Origin of the sequence: Aromatoleum anaerobium, assembly GCF_012910705.2 — a bacterium.
GTDB lineage: Bacteria > Pseudomonadota > Gammaproteobacteria > Burkholderiales > Rhodocyclaceae > Aromatoleum > Aromatoleum anaerobium.
Map to the genome: position 1 here is coordinate 475944 of NZ_WTVG02000037.1, position 18737 is coordinate 494680.

Sequence of the window (18737 nt, forward strand, 5' to 3'; positions counted from 1 at the left end):
GGACTTCCTCAGCCGCTGTTGCGCAAGCCGGCCGCGATGCCGTTGATCGAGATGTGGATCCCGAGCCGGATGCGCGCGTCGTCGTGCGTCTCGCGGTGGCGGCGCAGCAGCTCGACCTGCACGTGGTTGAGCGGATCGAGGTAGGGAAAGCGGTTGCGGATCGAGCGCTTCAGCAGCGGGTTGCCGTCGAGGAGCTCGCGCTGGCCGGTGATCGCGAGCAGCACGTCGACGGTATCCTGCCATTCGCTGCGGATGCGGCCGAAGATTGCGTCGCGCAAGCTGACGTCCTTGACGAGCCCGGCGTAGCGCGACGCGATCGCCAGATCGGTTTTCGCCAGCACCATGTCCATGTTCGACAGCAGCGCGGCGAAGAACGACCATTCCTGGTGCATCGCCTGCAGGCGGGCGATGCCGTCGTCGGGGTGTGCCGCGAGCCAGGTTTTCACCGCGCTGCCGAAGCCGAACCAGCCCGGCAGCATCAGGCGGCATTGCGACCAGCTGAACACCCACGGGATCGCGCGCAGGTCCTCGATGCGCGTGCCTTTCTTGCGCGACGCGGGCCGCGAGCCGATGTTCAGCTCGGCGATCTCCGAGATCACGGTGGATTCCCAGAAATAGCGCTCGAACCCTTCGGTGTCGTAGACCAGCCCGCGGTACGCTTTGAGCGCGGCGTCCGACAGCGCCTGCATCGTGTCGAGGAACTCGGTGCGCGGCGCCGGAGCGCGATCGGCGAGCAGGCTCGCTTCGAGCGTCGCGGCGACGATGACTTCGAGGTTGCGCCGGCCGACTTCCGGGTTGCCGTATTTCGCCGCGATCACTTCGCCCTGCTCGGTGAGCCGGATCTGCCCCTGCACAGCGCCGCCGGGCTGCGCCAGGATCGCCTGGTAGCTCGGGCCGCCGCCCCGTCCGACCGAACCGCCGCGGCCGTGGAACAGGCGCAGGCGGATGCCGTGCCGCGCGAACACCTCGATCAGGCCGATCTCGGCCTTGTACAGCGCCCAGCCCGACGTCAGGAAGCCGCCGTCCTTGTTGCTGTCGGAATAGCCGAGCATGACTTCGTGCGTGCGGTCGCGGGAGGCGGCGAGCAGGTTCATGTATCCGGGCAGCGCGAACAGGCGGTCCATCACCGCCGGCGCGTTCGCGAGATCGTCGATCGTCTCGAACAGCGGGACGATATTCACGTCCAGTGCCCGTTCGTGCGGTCGCAGCAGGCCCGCTTCCTTCAGCAGCAGCGCGAGTTCGAGCAGATCGGAGACGTCGTCGGTCTTCGAGATGATGCAGTTCGGGATCGCCGCAGTGCCGTAGCGCCGGTGGGCGGCGCGCGCGGCGCGGAAGATCGCGAGCTCGCCTTCGGTCTCGTCGGAATAGCGCACGTGCGGCGACGCGAGCGGGCGCGGCGTCGCGAGTTCCTCGAGCAGCAGCGCGACGCGGGCCGGCTCGTCGAGTGCGGCGTAGTCGGTGCCGGCTTCGGCCGTCGCGAGGAGTTCGGCGACGACGCGCTCATGCACGTCGGAATTCTGGCGCAGGTCGATCGGCGCGAGGTGAAAGCCGAACACCCGCACCGCCCGCCGCAGGCGGCGCAGTTGCCCGCGTGCGAGCGCCGCCGAGCCGTTCGCGACGAGCGAGCGGTGAATGACGTCGAGATCATCGGCGAGTTCGGCGACCTTGGCATAGGGCTCAGCCACTGCTACCGGGTGGCGCGGCGGTTCGGTGCCGAGCAACGCGCGGTGGGTCGCGGCGAGCCGGGCGTAGATGCCGGAGATCGCACGCCGGTAGGGCTCGTCGTTGCGGTGGGGTGAATGATCAGGCGAGCGGCCGGCGAGCGCGAGCAGCGCGTCGGAGGCGGTGACCAGCCCGAGCGCGAGCGACAGGCGGCCACCGAGCGCGTGCAGTTCGTCGAGATAGAAGCCGAGCGCGGCGCCCGCCTGCATCGCGAGCGCGCGTTCGAGCACGTCGGCGGTGACAAAGGGGTTGCCGTCGCGATCGCCGCCGATCCAGCTGCCGATCTGCAGGAACGCCGGCAGTTCGAGTCCGGCGAGCGCCGGATCGCGGCTCGCGAGCTGGTCTTCGAGGTTCGCATAGAGGCGCGGCAGCTCGCGCAGGAAAGTCGCGTCGAAATACGACAGGCCGTTCGCGACTTCATCGACGACCGACAGCTTGGCCGGGCGCAGCATGCGCGTCTGCCACAGCGTCAGCACCGCGCGGCGCAGCGCCTCGTCGCTTTCCTCGCGCTCCTCGGGGGTCAGCGTCATGCGGTCGCGCGCGTCGAGCAGGCGGGCGATGTCGGTCTGGCAGTTGAGGATGCTCTTGCGCTGCACTTCGGTCGGATGCGCGGTCAGCACCGGCGAGATCAGCGCGGTGTCGAAGAACGCCGCGAGCCGCGCCGGCGGGAGCTCGCTCGCCAGCGCGCGCCCCAGTGCGTGCGCGACGCTGCCTTCGCGCGGCGCCGAGCCCGCGATCAGGTGGGCGCGGCTGCGGCGGATGTGATGCTGGTCCTCGGCGATGTTCGACAGGTGCGAGAAATAGCTGAACGCGCGCACGACCTCGATCGTCTGTTCGCGCGACAGCGCGTCGAGGATGCCTTCGAGTTCGAGCCGCGCCGCGTTGTCGTCGTCGCGGCGGAAGCGCACCGAAGTCTGGCGGATGCGCTCGATCAGGCTGAACGCCGCTTCGCCCTGCTGGTCGCGCACGGTATCGCCGAGCACGCGCCCGAGCAGCCGGATGTCTTCGCGCAGCGGGGCGTCCTTGTCTTCAGCTTCAGTCATGGTCTGTTCCGGGTTTGAGGTGGGTATGTTGTGGGAGCTGCCGCCAGCTCGGCGGTGCACACGATGCGGATTCACGCCGCCGGGGCAGGGAAAAACGCGATTTGCACCCATGCTAGAATGCCGGCCAGCCCGTGCGCCATTGGCGCCAACCCTGATGTTGCATTGCGGCAACCCTTTGCTGCGAGCGACACCGATCCATTCCGATTTCTCCGTGACGAGTCTGCCCACCGTGAGCGCTACCTCCGACTTTCCCGCCCCCGAACGCATCGTAATCGCCACCCGCGAAAGCCGTCTCGCGCTGTGGCAGGCCGAACACGTCAAGGCCCGGCTCGAGGCGCTCTATCCGGGCTGTCGCGTCGAGCTGCTCGGCATGACCACACGCGGCGACCAGATCCTCGACCGTCCGCTCGCGAAGGTCGGCGGCAAAGGGCTGTTCGTCAAGGAACTCGAAGCCGCGCTGCTCGAGGAGCGCGCCGACATCGCGGTGCATTCGATGAAAGACGTGCCGATGCAGCTGGCCGAACCGTTCGCGCTGCCGTGCATCTCGGCGCGCGAAGTGCCGCTCGACGCGTTCGTGTCGCCGCGCTACGCGAGCCTCGCCGACATGCCGCCGGGCACGGTCGTCGGCACCTCGTCGCTGCGCCGCGAATCGCAGCTGCATGCGCAGTTCCCGTTCCTGGCGGTCACGAGCCTGCGTGGCAACCTCGACACGCGGCTGCGCAAGCTCGACGAGGGGCAGTACGACGCGATCATCCTCGCCGCCGCCGGACTGCGGCGCCTCGGGTTGGCGGACCGCATCCGCGCCGAACTGCCGTCCGAGGTGTCGCTGCCGGCGGCCGGGCAGGGCGCGCTCGGCATCGAATGCCTGGCCAAGCGCACCGACATCGCGGCCTGGCTCGCGCCGCTGAACGATGCCGACACTTCCGCCTGCGTGCGCGCCGAGCGTGCCGTCTCGCGCGCGCTCGCGGGCAGCTGCGAAGTGCCGCTCGGCGCCTACGCCGAGATGCGCGCCGGCCGGCTGTGGCTGCGCGGGTTCGTTGCGTTGCCCGATGGCAGTCGCATGGTCCGCGCCGAACGCGAAGGCGATGCGGCCGATGCCGAAGGGCTCGGGCTGGCACTGGCCGACGACTTGCGCGCGCAAGGAGCCGAAGACATCCTCGCGCGGCTGGGGTGAGCCCCGTACGGACGGCACGGCATTGTCGATGGCGCCGATGACGCGCAACACGCTCTGCGGACGTCACGTCGCAGTCACCCGCCCCGCCGGGCAGGCTGACAGCCTGTGCGAGGCGATCGCGGTGCGCGGCGGCATTCCGGTGCGCTTTCCGGTGCTCGCGATCGGCGCCGTCGACGGTGCGCAACTCGACGACATCGCCACGCGGCTCGATCAGTTCGACCTCGCGTTTTTCGTCAGCCCGAACGCCGTGCAGCACGCGCTCACGCCGATCCTCGCGCGGCGCGCATGGCCGCCGCGAGTGGTCGTCGCGACCGTCGGCAAGGGGAGCGAGCGGGCGCTCGCGGCATTCGGTTTTCGCTCCGTTGTCGCGCCCCGCAGCGGTTTCGACAGCGAGTCCGTGCTTGCCCTGCCGGAATTCCGGCCCGAGGCGGTGCGCGGCCGGCGGATCGTGATCTTCCGCGGCGACGGCGGCCGCGATCTGCTCGGTGAAACCTTGCGCGAACACGGTGCCGACGTCGAATACGTGAGCTGCTATCGCCGCTTCCAGCCCGACCAGGACCCGGCTCCGCTGCTCGACCTCGCGCGGCGCGGCGTACTCGATGCGATCACGCTGACGAGCAGCGAAGGCGTCGCGAAGCTCGTCGCGATCGTCGGCGCCGAGGGCCTGCGCCTGCTGCGCCCGGTCCCGATCTTCGCGCCGCACCCGAGGATTGCGGCGCACGCCCGCGCGGCGGGCTTCGTGTGCGTCGTCGAAACCGGCCCCGGCGACGAAGGGCTGATTCGCGCACTCGAATCTCATTTCTAGCGACCTCGGTTAAACTCTCGGCATGAAAGAAGAAATTCCAGCGCTTTCCCAGCCTCCGCGTTCCGATCCGCCGTCGGGATCGACGCCGTCCACCTCGTCCTCCACGCCCCCGGCTTCCTCCACGAAGCGGGGCGGCGTCGCCACGGCCGTGGCGCTGGTCGCGCTCGCCGCCGCCGGGCTCGCCGGCTGGCAGGTGTACGCGTTGCGCTCGGGCGTCATCGAGATTCGCGAGGAAGTCGCCCAGCGCCTGGCGGCGAGCGATTCCGCGCTCGCCGAAGCGCGGGGATCGGCGCGTCAGCAGCAGGAGTCGATCGCGTCGCTGCAGGGCAAGATCGGCGCGCTCGAGGCGCACGTCGCGGCCACCGAAGGGCAGGCCGCCGCGCTCGAAAATCTCTACCAGGAGTTTTCGCGCACGCGGGACGATCGGATCGTCGCCGAAGCGGAGCAGGCGATCGGCATCGCCGCGCAGCAACTGCAGCTGGCCGGCAACCACGAAGCCGCGCTGATCGCGTTGCAGGGGGCCGAGGCGCGGCTCGCGGCGCAGGACCGCGGCCAGTTCCAGGCCTTGCGCCGCGCGCTGGTGCGTGACATCGAGCGGCTCCAGACCGCGCCGCAGGTCGACGTGCCGGGCATCGCGCTGCGCCTGGAGGCGCTGCTCGAACGTGTGGACACCCTGCCGCTGGCTTTCGCCGGCCAACTCGACGATCCTGCTACCGCCCGAAACGGGGCGAGCGCGCCGGAGCGCGCTTCGACCGACCCTTCGGTGATCGATTTCATCACCGGACTGGCGCGCGACATCTGGCGCGAAATGCTGACGCTGGTGCGAATCGAGCGTCTCGACCAGTCGCAGCCCGTGCTGCTGGCACCGGCGCAGAGCACCTATCTGCGCGAGAATCTCAAGATCCGCCTGCTGACCGCGCGGCTCGCGCTGCTCGCGCGCGACGGCCGGACTTTCGCCGCCGACCTCGCGCAGGCGCGCGGCTGGATCGAACGCTTTTTCGACCAGCGCGACCCGGCCGTCCAGGAAACGCTCGCCGAACTCGCGGCGTTGCAGGCCTTGCCGGTCAAGGTCGAGCAGCCGACGCCGACCGAAAGCATTGCCGCCCTGCGGATGCTGCAGGCACGCTCGGCCGAAGGCCGGCGGCCGCTCAACGGCACGCCGGCGCCCGGCGGTGCCGCGGCCTCGGCTACGGGCCGTTCGCCCGGCGGTGCGGCTTCCGCTCCCGCGACCCAGCCGGCGCCTGTCCCGCCCGCGCAGCCGCGCGAGCAGGCGCCGGCCGCCGGCGAGCGTTGAGGAGACCCGGGATGCGTGCCCTGCTCTGGCTCATCGCCCTGTTCGCTCTCGCTGCCGGGGTGGCGATGCTTGCGAGCATCAACACCGGCTACGTGCTCGTCGTGCTGCCGCCATGGCGCGCCCAGCTGTCACTGAATCTTCTCATCGTCGCGCTGCTGGCGGCGTTTTTCACCGGCTACGTGGCGCTCCGGCTGGTCGGGAAAACGATCGCGCTGCCGGGCCGGGTCGGCGTGTTTCGCGAGCGCCGGCGCAAGGACAAGGCCGGCCGAGCGCTGCGCGACGGCTTGCGTGCGCTGTTCGAAGGCCGCTTCGCGCAGGCGCTGAAGCTCTCCGGCAACGCTTTCGACGCCGGGGAAAGCCGCTCGATGGCGGCGCTCGTCGCGGCACGTGCGGCGCACGGCATGCACGATGACACCCGTTACCGGATCTGGATCGGGCGGGCCGCCGAGCAGGAAGAAGAAGCCCGTGTTGCGCGCCTCATGACGGAAGCCGAACTCGCGATCGAAGGGCGGCGTTTCGAGGAAGCCGCCGAACGGCTCGAAAATCTGCGCCTGTCCGGGCATCGCCACATCGCCGCGCTGCGCCTGTCGCTGAAGGTCGCTTCGGCGCTGGGGCACTGGGAAGAGGTGCTGCGCCTCGCGCGGCAGTTGCGCAAGCACAAGGCGCTGACGGACGAGCAGGCGCAACCGGTGGTGCGCCGCGCGCACGTCGAACGGATACGCGAACTGGCCCGCGACGGCGAGGCGCTCGCGGCGTATTGGCGCAGCATTCCCGCTGCCGAATTGGGTGACCGGCGCATGGTCGAGGAAGCCGTTCCCTATCTTGCCGCAGCGGGACAGGGAGCGCTGGTGCGCAAGACCGTGGAACGCATGCTCGACACCGAATGGGATGGGGGATTGGCGCGACTGTACGCCCAGTGCGCGAACGGCGATGCGACCGGCTGCCTCGCGCGTGCCGAAGGGTGGCTGCGCAAGCATCCGAAGGATGCGGACCTGCTGTATGCGCTCGGCCGGCTATGCGTGGCGGCGCAGCTGTGGGGCAAGGCGCAGAGTTACCTCGAGGCGTCGCTGAACCTTGCGCCGACAATCGAAACCCACCTCGCGCTCGCGCATCTGTTCGAGCGTCTCGAACGGGCCGAGGAGGCGCACGCCCACTATCGCGCGGCAGCCGAACACTTGGCTGCCTGAGCGTCTGCCTGAGTGGCCTCCTGAGCGGCCTCGCTCCCCCGCGCGGCAGTCAGCACCAGTCGCGCGGGACGAGAAACTCGTCATATAGACGCGCCTCGGTGCTGCCCGGCTCCGGCTGCCAGTCGTAGCGCCATTTGACGAGCGGCGGCAGCGACATCAGGATCGACTCGGTGCGTCCGCCCGACTGCAGGCCGAACAGCGTGCCGCGGTCGAACACCAGGTTGAATTCGACGTAGCGGCCGCGGCGGTAGGCCTGGAAGTCGCGCTCGCGTTCGCCATATGCGACGTCGCGTCGCCGCGCGACGATCGGCATATAGGCGTCGAGGAACGCGTCGCCGACGCTGCGTGTGAGCCCGAATGCGGCGTCGAAGTCCGTCTTGCCGTCGGCGCCCAGATCGTCGAAGAACAGGCCCCCGACACCGCGCGGTTCGTTGCGGTGTTTCAGGAAAAAGTACCGGTCGCACCATTCCTTGAGGCGACGGTATTCCGGCTCCCCGCCCCACGGCAGCACCGCGGCCCGGCAGGCGCGGTGGAAATCGCGCACGTCTTCCTCGTACGGGTAATAGGGCGTCAGGTCCATGCCTCCGCCGAACCACCACACCGGCGCCGCGGCAGGCGGCGCAACGGCAGCGTCCGGGTGCGACGCGATGAAGAAGCGCACGTTCATGTGCACCGTCGGACAGTAGGGGTTGCGCGGATGCAGCACCAGCGACACGCCCATCGCCTCGAACGCGCGGCCGGCCAGATCGGGGCGGTGCGCGGTCGCCGACGCGGGCATCGCGCCGCCGATCACATGCGAGAAATTGACCCCGCCCCGTTCGAAGAAACGGCCTTCCTCGATGACGCGCGTGATGCCTCCGCCGCCCGCCGGGCGCTGCCAGGCGTCCTCGCGGAAGCTGCCGCCGTCGAATCGCTCGAGCGCGGCGACGATGCGGCTTTGCAGGTCGAGCAGGTGCTGCCTGACGACGCGCGAATCGGGCGCGTCCATCGTTCAGCCTTTGCGGGCAATGGCGCGGTGGCCGATGTCGCGGCGGTACTGGCGGCCTTCGAAGAGGATCCCGTCGGCGATCTCGTAGGCGCGCTTCTGCGCGCTGCGGATGTTGTCGCCGAGCGCGGTGACGCACAGCACGCGGCCCCCGGCGGTCACGACCCGCCCGTCCAGTTCCGCAGTGCCCGCGTGGAAGACGTGCACGTCCTCGCTCTCGGTCGTCGGGAAACCGGAGATCGCGTCACCCTTGCGCGGCGCCTCGGGATAGCCTTCGGCGGCGAGCACGACGCCGAGCGCGACGCGGCGGTCCCATTCGGCCTCGACCTGGTCGAGGCGCCCGCCGATCGCCGCTTCGACGAGGTCGGACAGGTCGGTCTTCAGGCGCATCATGATCGGCTGGGTTTCCGGGTCGCCCAGGCGGCAGTTGAACTCGACGACGCGCGGCTGGCCCGCTTCGTCGATCATCAGGCCCGCATACAGGAAGCCGGTATAGGACAGGCCATCGGCGCTCATGCCGGCAAGAGTCGGCAGGATGATCTCGCGCATCACGCGGGCGTGGATTTCGGGCGTCACCACCGGTGCCGGCGAATAGGCGCCCATGCCCCCGGTGTTGGGTCCCTCGTCCTTGTCCCGCAGGCGCTTGTGGTCCTGGCTCGTCGCCAGCGCCAGCGCATGCTTGCCGTCGGCCATGACGATGAAGCTCGCTTCCTCGCCCGCCATGAACTCCTCGATGACGACCCGCGCGCCGGCTTCGTCGTACTGCACGCCGGTCTGATTACCGCTCAGCATCAGGTCGATCGCGGCATGGGCTTCGGCAAGCGTCATCGCGACCACGACGCCCTTGCCGGCGGCCAGGCCGTCGGCCTTGATGACGATCGGCGCCCCTTCGGCCTCGACATAGTCGTGCGCCGCGGACGGGTCGGAGAAGGTCGCGTGTTTCGCCGTCGGGATGTTGTGCCGGGCCATGAAGCGCTTGGCGAAATCCTTCGAGCTTTCGAGCTGCGCCGCGCCTTTCGTCGGGCCGAAGATCGGTAGGCCGGCGGCGCGAAAGGCATCGACGACGCCGGCCGCCAGCGATGCTTCGGGGCCGACGACGGTGAATTGCACCTGCTCGGTGCGTGCGAGCTCGACGAGGTCGGGGATCGCAGTGACCGCGACGTTCTCGAGCAGCGGTTCGCGCGCGGTGCCCGGATTGCCCGGGGCAACCAGCACGCGTGTGACTTTGGGCGACTGGGCGAGTCTCCAGGCCAGCGCGTGTTCGCGGCCGCCGGAGCCGATGACGAGAACTTTCATGAGTTTTCCTGTGCGGCTCTCAATGCCGGAAATGACGGAAACCGGTGAACACCATCGCCACGCCCTGTTCGTCGGCCGCGGCGATCACCTCGCTGTCGCGCATCGAGCCGCCGGGCTGGATCACCGCGGTGGCGCCGGCCCGGGCGAGCACGTCGAGCCCGTCGCGGAACGGGAAGAACGCGTCGGAGGCGACGACCGAACCGTGCACCGTCAGCCCGGCGTTCTCGGCCTTGATTGCAGCGATGCGGGCGGAGTCGACGCGGCTCATCTGGCCTGCGCCGACGCCGACCGTCATGCCGTCACGGCAATACACGATTGCGTTCGACTTGACGTATTTCGCGACCCGCCACGCGAACAGCAGATCGCCGAGTTCCTGTTCGGTCGGCGCGCGCCGGGTGACGATCCTGAGATTGGCGACCGCGATGCGCGCCTCGTCGGCGCTCTGCACCAGCAGCCCGCCGCCGACCCGCTTCAGGTCGAGGGCGCCGGACGGCTTGCCGAGCGCGCACGTCAGCACCCGCACGTTCTGCTTCGTGGCGAGCACCGCGAGCGCGTCGGCGCTGTACGACGGTGCGATCAGCACTTCGAGGAACTGCGCTGCGACGGCCTCGGCAGCGGCCTGGTCGACTTCGCAGTTGAACGCGATGATGCCGCCGAAGGCCGACGTCGGATCGGTCGAGAAGGCCTTGCGGTAAGCAGCCGCCGGGGTTTCGGCCAGCGCGACGCCGCACGGGTTCGCGTGCTTGACGATGACGCATGCGACGCGCCCGGCCTCGACGTCGAACGCCTTGACGCACTCCCACGCCGCATCGGCGTCGGCGATGTTGTTGTACGACAGTTCCTTGCCCTGCAGCTGCCGATAGGCCGCGATCACGCCTTCCGGCGCGGACGGCTCGCGGTAGAAGGCTGCGGACTGGTGCGGGTTCTCGCCGTAGCGCAGGTCCTGGACCTTGTCGAAGGCGAACTGGAAGCGTTCGGGGTAGGCCTGCCGCGTGGCCGCTCCGGCGTCGTCGAAACTCAGCGCCGTCAGGTAGTTGGAAATCGCCGCGTCGTAGCGCGCGGTATGCGTGAAGGCCTTTACCGCGAGCGCGAAGCGCGTTCTGTAGCTCAGCGCGCCGTCGCCCGACGTCAGCTCGGCAATGATCGGCGCGTAGTCTTCCGGGTCGGTGACGATGCCGACGCCGCCCGCTTCGTTGCCGTGGTTCTTCGCCGCGGCACGCACCATCGTCGGACCGCCGATGTCGATGTTCTCGATCGCGTCGTCGAGCGTGCAGTCGGGCTTGGCGATGGTTGCGGCGAACGGGTAGAGGTTCACGACGACGAGGTCGATGCGCGAGATGTCGTGCGCGGCGATCGTCTCCATGTGCTCGGACAGGTCGCGGCGCGCAAGGATGCCGCCGTGCACCTTCGGGTGCAGCGTCTTGACGCGGCCGTCGAGCATTTCCGGAAAGCCGGTGTGCTCGGACACGTCGGTGACCGGCAGGCCGGCCTGGCGCAGCATCGCGGCGGTGCCGCCGGTCGACAGCAGCTTGACGCCGAGCGCATCGAGCGAGCGGGCAAATTCGAGGACGCCGCGCTTGTCGGAGACGCTGATCAGGGCTTGGGAGACTTTCATCGTGAGGATCGCAAGAAAAATCAGGTGGGCGACGCGGCGGCTTCGCCGCGCGGGGAGGGAGGGTCGGGATGCGCTACAGCAGTTCGTATTCGGTCAGCTTGCGGCGCAGCGTATTGCGGTTGATGCCGAGCATCTCGGCGGCGACGGTCTGGTTGCCATTGGCCTGGCGAAGCACGAATTCGAGCATCGGGCGCTCGACGTTGCGAATCACCATGTCATAGATCGCGGCCGGCTTCTCGCCGTCCAGATCGCGGAAGTACTGGTCGAGGGTGCGGTGGATCGATTCGGCGATCTCGTTCGAGCGGGTCATGCTGCGAGTTCCTGCGGGAGTTCTTCTTCGTAGCGCAGGCGGGCGTCCTGCTCGGCGAGGCGGCCGAAGAAGTCCTCGACAGCCTCGAGTTGTTCGCGCACATCCGACAGCTGGTTCATCGTGCGGCGGAAAGCTGCCGAGCCGACGAGGCCCTTCGTGTACCAGGAGATGTGCTTGCGTGCGATCCTGACCCCGGTTTCCTCGCCATAGAACGCGTACAGGTCGCCCAGGTGTTCGCGGCACACCTGGAGGATCTCGGCGACGAGCGGCAGTGGCAGCAGCGTGCCGGTCGCGAGGTAATGCTCGATCTCGCGGAAGATCCACGGCCGGCCCTGCGCCGCGCGGCCGATCATCACGCCGTCGGCGCCGGTGTAGTCGAGCACGTAGCGGGCTTTCTCGGGCGTCGTGATGTCGCCGTTGGCGATCACCGGGATCTTCACGAGGGATTTCACTTCGGCGATCGTGTCGTACTCGGCGTTGCCGGTGTACTGGTCGGCGCGCGTGCGGCCATGGATCGCGACCGCGCGGATGCCCGATGCCTCGGCGATGCGGGCGATCGCCGGCGCGTTGCGGTTGTCGCGATTCCAGCCGGTGCGGAACTTGAGCGTCACCGGAGTGCCGGGCACCGCGGCGACGACCGCCTCGAGGATGCGCGCGACGAGCGGCTCGTTCTGCATCAGCGCCGAGCCTGCCATGACGTTGCACACTTTCTTTGCCGGGCAGCCCATGTTGATGTCGATGATCTGTGCGCCGTTGTCCGCGTTGTAGCGGGCGGCGTCGGCCATCATCGCCGGATCGGCGCCGGCGATCTGCACCGAGATCGGTTCGACCTCGCCGGCATGCTCGGCGCGGCGACGGGTTTTCGCGCTGCCATAGAGCAGCGAGTTCGACGTGACCATTTCGCTGACCGCGACGCCTGCGCCGAGCTTCTTGCACAGCTGGCGGAACGGCCGATCGGTCACACCCGCCATCGGGGCGACGAAAAGATTGTTGCGCAGGGTAAAACCGGCGTACTGCATGGATGGAGAGGGTGTTTGGGGAAAAGGGCGCATTTTACCCCATGCGCCGCCGGGCGAGCAGCGGAACGCAGCGCCGGGGCCGATTGCATCACATCCTGTCGCATTTGCGCCCGCGCTCCGTCCGGGCGGGAAGGCGCCGCTCAAGGCCAGGCGCGGGCGCCGAACATCATCCGCCGCGCGACGAAATCGCGCAGCGGCGGGATGATGTCGAGGGTCAGCAGGCCGGCGCCGCGCAGCTGGCGCAGCGGGGCGAAGTCATTGCTGAACACGCGCACGAGCGCATCGGTGAAGTGGATCGCGCCGAAGCGGTCGAGGCGGCGGGCATCGGCGTAGGCGTCGAGGACTGCCGCGTCGCCCGGATCGCCGGGGTGGCGCAGCAGCGTGTCCGCGAGCGCCCAGACGTCGCGCAGCGCGAGGTTGAAGCCCTGTCCGGCGACCGGATGGAGAGTCTGGGCGGCGTTGCCGAGCCACACCGTGCGCGCGCCCGCCGGATCGCGCCGGTAGCGCAGGCCGAGGGGATAGCGGTGGCGGCGGGAAACCGGCCCGAACCGCAAACGGGTGCCGAAGCGGTCCTGCAACTGCGCGACATAGCCGGCGTCGTCGAGGGCGAGCAGCTGGTCGGCGCGTTCGGGCGAAACGACCTGGACCAGCGCGAAGTTGCTGTCGCAGGGCAGCAGCGCGATCGGGCCCTGCGGCGTGAAGCGCTCGAAAGCCCGGCTGCGATGGCCGCCGTCGACGTCGATCCGCGCGATGAGGGCGTGCTGACGGTAGTCACGCTCGACGACGTCCTGTCCGCCAGCCTCGAGCCGGCCTTCGGCGCAGGCGACGAGGCGCGCGCTGCACGGCGCGTCGTCCGGTGCATTCGCGGCGGTGGCGAGGGTCGCAACGACGGCGTCGGCCTGCGGCGTGATGGCCGTCACTACCGTTTCGTCGAGGACGGGGATGCCGCCCCGGTCTACCGCCGCGCGCAAGGCGCCCGCGAGGGCCCCTGCCGAAACGACGTAGCCGAGCGCCGGCTGGCGGTAGTCCTCGGCCCGCAGTTCGGTGCGGCCGAAGCCGCCTTGCTGCGACACGTGGATGCTGCGGATCGGCGTCGCCGCCAGCCCGTCCCACACGCCGAGGCGCTCCAGCGTCAGGCGCGTGCCGTGCGCCAGCGCCAGCACGCGGGGGTCGGCGAGCACGGCCGCGCGCGGGCGGGCGTCGGCGAGCACGACCTTGAGGCCGCTGTCCTTCAGCGCGAGGGCCAGGGCGAGCCCGACCGGCCCGGCGCCGACGACCAAGAGGTCAGGCTGTCGCACCGGCGCCCTCGCGCATCACCGCCTCGATGTCGGCGATCGACCGCGGCGCCGCATCGGTGATGAATTCGCAGCCGGTGGCGGTGACGACGGCATCGTCCTCGATGCGCACGCCGATGTTCCAGAACGCTTCCGGCACGTCGGCGGCGGCGCGGATGTAACACCCCGGCTCGACGGTCAGCACCATGCCGGGTTCGAGCGGGCGCCACTCGCCGGCGCGCTTGTATTCGCCGGCGTCATGGACATCGCGGCCGAGCCAGTGGCCGGTGCGGTGCATGTAGAAGCGCCGGTAGAGGTCCTGCTCGATGACCGCGTCGAGCGTGCCGGAGAGCAGGCCGAGATCGAGCAGGCCTTGCGCGATGACCCGCACCGCGGCGTCGTGTGGGTCGTTCCACAGTACGCCGGGACGGATCGTGTCTTTCGCGGCGCGCTGCGCGGCGAGCACGAGTTCATAGACGTCCCGCTGCGCGCCCGTGAAGCGGCCATTGACGGGAAACGTCCGCGTGATGTCGGACGCGTAGCCGTCGAGCTCGCAGCCGGCGTCGATCAGCAGCAGCTCGCCATCGGCCATCACGCGGTCGTTCTCGACGTAGTGCAGCACGCACGCGTTCGGGCCGCTGGCGACGATCGACGGGTAGGCGGGCGCCTGGCTGCCGGCGCGGCGAAAGCTGTGCAGGAGTTCCGCCTCGATCTCGTATTCGTGGCGGCCGGGGCGGGTCGCGGCCATCGCCCGCCGGTGCGCGTCGCCCGAGATCGCGGCGGCGCGGCGCATGATCGCGAGTTCAGATTCGTCCTTCACGAGGCGCATTTCGTCGAGCTCGGTGCGCACGTCGTGGATCGCATGGGGCGGCACTGCGCCGGCGCGCGCGTTCGCCCGCACCGCGTTCAGCGCGCGCATCACGCGGGCGTCCCAGTCCGCTTCGTAGCCCAGCGCACACCACATCTTCGGCTGGTTTGCGAGGAGGTCGGGCAGGCGCTGGTCGAGGTCGCCGATCGTCCACGCTTCGTCGAAGCCGAAGCGCTCGCGGGCCGCATCGGGGCCGAAACGGTAGCCGTCCCAGATCTCCCGTTCCTCGTTCTTCTCGCGGCAAAACAGGATCGAGCGCGGAGATTCGCCGGCCACCAGCACGACCACCGCCTCGGGCTCGCCGAAGCCGGTGAGGTAATGGAAGTAGCTGTCGAAGCGGAACGGATAGTGCGTGTCCCGGTTGCGCGGGTATTCGGGCGCGGTCGGCAGCACCGCGATGCCGCCGCCGAGCGCGTTCATGCGCGCGAGAAGCCGCTCGCGGCGGGCGTGAAACGGGGCGATGTCAGGCACGGGGCGCTCTGGAAGGCTGTTCATAAATTCATTATGGCACGGGGGCGGTTCCCGGTTTCGACGCGGCGGAGCTTGCCCCACGGCAATCGCATGAACACCTGCCGATCGTTGCCGGTTCGGACGGCATCTACTGCGGCGTTCCGCTCGATGACGGCGCGATTTGATGAACGCGATGATGGCGACCAACTGCCACGGTCCGACCGCATCCGCAGCCTACACCGAGTGCTCCGCTGGTGGTCGCTGACCGATGGCGACGCGACTGCTGTACAGCTGCGCCCGCTACAAACTCAAGGACGGCACGTCGGCGCTGATCGACAGGATGGTCGTCGCCGCTCGAAGCTCATCGAGAGCGATAACGCTCCCACGGGTAATATTCTTTCGCGAGGCAACATGCCGGCCAAGATGATTGTCGCGCCCCAATCAGTCCTCCAGCGGAATGCACAGCAAGCCGAGCGTGTCGGCTGCTTGGCGTAGTCTCTGGTCCAGCGTCGCAATTCTGGCTTGGAGACGACGGGCGACTGCCAGGTGCAAGGCATCGCCGGCGCGTAGCGCGGCCGGCGTTTCGATGAGCACCGCCGCGGTGCGGAAATCGGCGGGTTCGATTTCGACGGTGCCCAGATGGGTCGACGCAAATCGTTGGAAATTGGCGAGCGCCGCTTGGCGCATGGCGCCGTCGACGGCACCCGTCCGTTGCTTGATTCCGCCCACGCTGGCCATTTCGGTGAGCGTCCATGCCGAGATCATCAGCCGTTCCTTGCGCATGCTTTCGAGCCGTGACACGAGGTCGGCGGCTCTGGTCTCGCGAAAGAACACCGCACCGAGCACTGACGTGTCGAGATAGATCACAGGAGATCTTGCTCGCGCATATCGGCGACCGTCAGTCCCGGGGCCGGGGCGGCAGAAACCCAGTCGCGCAGGTCGGACCATTCGAAACCATGGGCGGGAGGTTCCGGCACGAGCCGGGCAACCGGTTTGCCGCGCCGGGTGATGACGACTTCCTCGCCGGTTTCGATTTCGGCCAACAGGGCGGAGAGATGCGACTTGGCATCGGCGACGGTGGTGGTTTTCATCCTGCGGCTCCTTTTATGGTCATCTCTGACGAGATTGTCGGCTCAAATGGTCAGATCGTAAAGCCCTGGAACTCTTCCACCTCTCCACCGTGATCGAGCGGCTGATGTCGGATCCGGCGTGCATCGTGCAGATCTGCCTGCACCTCAATCTGGGGCAACGCGTTCGCTTCGTGGACTGGAAGGCGCCGGGTGTTGCGCTTCAGTTGCGCAGTGCTACGGTCGTGGCGATGAAGGATACGCAGATTACCGTGCAGGATGACGCCACGCGCGCCACCTGGACGCTGCCCTATGCCGCGATCGAAATTCCCGCTGGCAGCCCGAGCGCGGAGCGGCACGGGCGACGCTTCGCACCGCACTCCGCGGCAGGGCCGATCGAACTTTCCACCGCCCGGTTCGTTCGCTACAGTGATCGTTAACGAATTCATTAAGGAGGTGACGATGCGTGCCAGCGATGTGGTTCCGATCAGCGAGGCGCGAGCGCGACTGACCGAGCTCGCCGAAGAAGTCGTGGGGGCCGGGGCTGAAAAGATCCTGACCAAGAACGGCGCGAGCTACGTGGCCATCGTGGACGCCAGGAAGCTCGACTACTACCACGCGCTCGAGGAGGAGCACGCCTGCCTGGTGATGCTGGACGACGCCGAGGTCGGGCTACGCCAGGTGCTGGAGGGGCAGGTCGTCACCGAAGACGAACTCAATCACTTGCTTGCGGACTGAATGCCGGTGACGCCAACCCAGCGAGCCTCTGTCGCCGCGACGCCGCATTTCGCCGCCTGTCTGGAGGAGGCGAAGGCGTTCTTCGTCGAGCAGGACGAGACGACTGCCGACGAGCGCTTTCGGGTGCTTCGTGCCGAGTTGCGTGAGATGACCGAGACGCTCGGGTGGGCGCCAGCCGGTGGTCGTCCTGCGCGGTTTTTCGCCGGGCGGTCCGTTCAGGCGCGGATTCGTGCCCGCAAGGTTCAAGCCCTGGCCGATGAGGCGGGATTGCCGCACTTGCGTGAGTATGTGCTCAAGAATCACGTCGTGCTGTATGCAAATTCGAGCGACCGGGTAGTGCTCTTGGCGATACGGCACCAGAGACAGTTGAGCTACGTGATTTGACGCTCCCGTAACGGCTCGGTTTTCAGCCTTTCGTCTTGTCGACCTTACCGGCACCGGCCGGACTCAGAGCTTGTGAATCTTTCGTTCACGCGACCCGCTGGTCACGCAAGCGGTTCTGACGCCGTGGCGCCGGGCGGGATATGTGTTTTGCATCGTTTGTGCCGCTATAGCCTGCTCATCTGACCAATTTCCGCCGATTTTTCGCCCTCAAGCCCCGATTCCGGGGATTGTGGACGCACCTGTCCCTATCCCGAGCAACTCCGGCGCGAGGGCGGCCATGCGCATCAGGTTGTGCGCCAGGGCAAACATCAGCATCACGCACTTGACCTTGGCCAGCCCGCGCACCCGAAACTGCAGCAAGCCGCGGTTGCGCGCCTGCGCATTGACGCATTCGGCGGTGGCCGCGCGCCGCTTGTAGATGGCCTTGGCCTCGTCGGTGCCCATGCGCTGCCGCCAGTCCGCCACCGCAGCGCTGTCGCCGAGCTTGGGCTGGTGGGGATCGACCGTTTTGTCCTTGGGCGCGGGCACCGGGCCATACACGACCGTGTGCTCGGCGGCGCGCTCGATCTGTTCGTGGCCGACGAAGCCACCATCGACCAGCCAGGCGTCGGGCGCCTGGCCACAGCGCGCGGTGACCTGCTCGAGCATCGGCACCAGCTGCCCCTGGTCGCTGCCGACGGTGGCCACTTCGACGCCGACGATCACCAGACTGTCGGCATCCGAGGCCAGTTGCGGGTTGTAGGCGGGCCGAAAGCCGCCGTCGCCCATCTTCATCACCGTCGCCTCAGCATCGGTCATCGATGCGCGCGCCTCAGCCGCCTTCTTGCCTTGCCGCTGCTTGATCGCTTCGATCTCGGGCAGCCTTGAGAGCGCCTGCTCCAGCCGCGCTTCACGTTCCTTGGCCGCCCGCAGCCGCGCCGCTTGCCGTGCCCGTTCGGCCTGCGCCGGGTCGGCTTCGAGCTCGGCCTTGAGCCGGCTCACCTGCCCACGCGCCGCCTCCAGGTAAGCTTCGAGCTTCTCGTGCCGGCGGAACGAGCCCGCCCCGGCGCTCGCCCGCACCCGCATGCCATCCTGCGCCACCTGACGCAGCTTGACCACGCCAGCGGCCATCAGACTGGCGATGCTCACCGAGAGCAACTCGTCGAGCGCCTCGCCGTGGTCCTTGCGAAAGTCCGACAAGGTGTGGTGATTGACCTGAACGCCCCCGCACAACCAGCGGTAGGCATCGTGCGATTCGATCAGTCGCGACACTGCCCGCGCGCTGCCCACCCCGTCGAGGGTGGCGTACAGCCACAGCGCCAGCAAGATCTCGGGCGCGATCGCCGCCCGTCCCACGCCACCGTCGACCGCACGAATGCCCGCGTAGAACCGCGTCAGATCCTGCCGTTCGACATAGGCCCACACCAGCCGCGCCCGATGTCCTGCCGGCAGCAGCGACTCCAGGTCGCTCGCCCGAAACTCCATCTGCCCCCGGTTGGGCAACAACACCCGTGCTCGCGTCTTCAT

Annotated in this window: 18 protein-coding genes; 7 read left to right on the forward strand and 11 right to left on the reverse strand. The window is 68.7% G+C overall.

The genetic code is table 11. The features are described 5' to 3' along the window. Positions 1-8: 8 nt before the first annotated feature. The gene (gene ppc / locus GO606_RS08285; RefSeq protein ID WP_169118195.1) at positions 9-2765 is read right to left on the reverse strand and encodes a phosphoenolpyruvate carboxylase; all 2757 of its coding nucleotides are present in this window, start codon (positions 2763-2765) and stop codon (positions 9-11) included. Between the two features lie 229 nt (positions 2766-2994). Between ppc and hemC the strand changes: the two genes are divergently transcribed. Genes hemC through GO606_RS08305 form a run of 4 tightly spaced genes read left to right on the forward strand, consistent with a single transcriptional unit; the run spans position 2995 to position 7225 of the window. Continuing rightward, entirely contained in the window at positions 2995-3939 is a 945-nt protein-coding gene (gene hemC, locus GO606_RS08290; RefSeq protein WP_169118196.1) for a hydroxymethylbilane synthase, read from the forward strand. A 37-nt stretch (positions 3940-3976) separates the two neighbouring features. After that, positions 3977-4744 (forward strand): uroporphyrinogen-III synthase, encoded by a 768-nt coding sequence (locus tag GO606_RS08295; RefSeq protein ID WP_169118207.1) that lies wholly within the window; start codon positions 3977-3979, stop codon positions 4742-4744. A gap of 22 nt (positions 4745-4766) precedes the next feature. Next, positions 4767-6038 (forward strand): uroporphyrinogen-III C-methyltransferase, encoded by a 1272-nt coding sequence (locus GO606_RS08300; protein WP_169118197.1) that lies wholly within the window; start codon positions 4767-4769, stop codon positions 6036-6038. Between the two features lie 11 nt (positions 6039-6049). Then, positions 6050-7225, forward strand: coding sequence for a heme biosynthesis HemY N-terminal domain-containing protein (locus tag GO606_RS08305; RefSeq protein ID WP_169118198.1), 1176 nt, complete (start codon positions 6050-6052; stop codon positions 7223-7225). Positions 7226-7274: 49 nt separating this feature from the next. Here GO606_RS08305 and hemF read toward each other — a convergent pair whose 3' ends face one another. From hemF to GO606_RS08350, 9 genes are all read right to left on the reverse strand, one after another. Further along, positions 7275-8213, reverse strand: coding sequence for an oxygen-dependent coproporphyrinogen oxidase (gene hemF / locus GO606_RS08310; RefSeq protein ID WP_169118199.1), 939 nt, complete (start codon positions 8211-8213; stop codon positions 7275-7277). Between the two features lie 3 nt (positions 8214-8216). Further along, positions 8217-9506, reverse strand: a complete 1290-nt coding sequence (gene purD, locus GO606_RS08315) for a phosphoribosylamine--glycine ligase (protein WP_169118200.1) — start codon at positions 9504-9506, stop codon at positions 8217-8219. A 19-nt stretch (positions 9507-9525) separates the two neighbouring features. After that, positions 9526-11121 (reverse strand): bifunctional phosphoribosylaminoimidazolecarboxamide formyltransferase/IMP cyclohydrolase, encoded by a 1596-nt coding sequence (gene purH / locus GO606_RS08320; RefSeq protein ID WP_169118201.1) that lies wholly within the window; start codon positions 11119-11121, stop codon positions 9526-9528. A gap of 73 nt (positions 11122-11194) precedes the next feature. Beyond that, positions 11195-11431 carry a helix-turn-helix domain-containing protein gene (locus tag GO606_RS08325; RefSeq protein WP_041645644.1) on the reverse strand — a complete coding sequence of 79 codons (237 nt, stop codon included), beginning with the start codon at positions 11429-11431 and terminating at the stop codon, positions 11195-11197. Further along, positions 11428-12450 carry a tRNA dihydrouridine synthase DusB gene (dusB, locus tag GO606_RS08330; protein WP_169120622.1) on the reverse strand — a complete coding sequence of 341 codons (1023 nt, stop codon included), beginning with the start codon at positions 12448-12450 and terminating at the stop codon, positions 11428-11430. Before dusB ends, GO606_RS08325 begins: the two co-directional genes overlap by 4 nt. 140 nt (positions 12451-12590) lie before the next feature. Next, positions 12591-13748, reverse strand: a complete 1158-nt coding sequence (locus GO606_RS08335; RefSeq protein ID WP_169120620.1) for an FAD-dependent monooxygenase — start codon at positions 13746-13748, stop codon at positions 12591-12593. Next, complete coding sequence (locus tag GO606_RS08340) at positions 13735-15087, reverse strand: aminopeptidase P N-terminal domain-containing protein (protein ID WP_169120618.1); 1353 nt, start codon at positions 15085-15087, stop codon at positions 13735-13737. The genes GO606_RS08335 and GO606_RS08340 overlap by 14 nt, the downstream gene beginning before the upstream one ends. A gap of 396 nt (positions 15088-15483) precedes the next feature. After that, on the reverse strand, positions 15484-15909 hold the full coding sequence (locus GO606_RS08345; protein ID WP_169120616.1) for a type II toxin-antitoxin system VapC family toxin: 426 nt from the start codon (positions 15907-15909) through the stop codon (positions 15484-15486). Next, a complete protein-coding gene (locus GO606_RS08350; RefSeq protein ID WP_169120614.1) occupies positions 15906-16133 on the reverse strand; it encodes a type II toxin-antitoxin system Phd/YefM family antitoxin in 228 nt (75 codons plus the stop codon). The genes GO606_RS08345 and GO606_RS08350 overlap by 4 nt, the downstream gene beginning before the upstream one ends. A gap of 104 nt (positions 16134-16237) precedes the next feature. Between GO606_RS08350 and GO606_RS08355 the strand changes: the two genes are divergently transcribed. Genes GO606_RS08355 through GO606_RS08365 form a run of 3 tightly spaced genes read left to right on the forward strand, consistent with a single transcriptional unit; the run spans position 16238 to position 17231 of the window. Next, entirely contained in the window at positions 16238-16549 is a 312-nt protein-coding gene (locus GO606_RS08355; RefSeq protein ID WP_211166836.1) for a hypothetical protein, read from the forward strand. Between the two features lie 22 nt (positions 16550-16571). Then, on the forward strand, positions 16572-16847 hold the full coding sequence (locus GO606_RS08360) for a type II toxin-antitoxin system Phd/YefM family antitoxin (RefSeq protein ID WP_211166835.1): 276 nt from the start codon (positions 16572-16574) through the stop codon (positions 16845-16847). A 6-nt stretch (positions 16848-16853) separates the two neighbouring features. Next, positions 16854-17231, forward strand: coding sequence for a type II toxin-antitoxin system RelE/ParE family toxin (locus tag GO606_RS08365; RefSeq protein WP_169120612.1), 378 nt, complete (start codon positions 16854-16856; stop codon positions 17229-17231). Positions 17232-17438: 207 nt separating this feature from the next. On the opposite strand, the gene GO606_RS08370 is transcribed toward GO606_RS08365, so the two are convergent. Next, complete coding sequence (locus GO606_RS08370; RefSeq protein WP_169120923.1) at positions 17439-18737, reverse strand: IS1182 family transposase; 1299 nt, start codon at positions 18735-18737, stop codon at positions 17439-17441.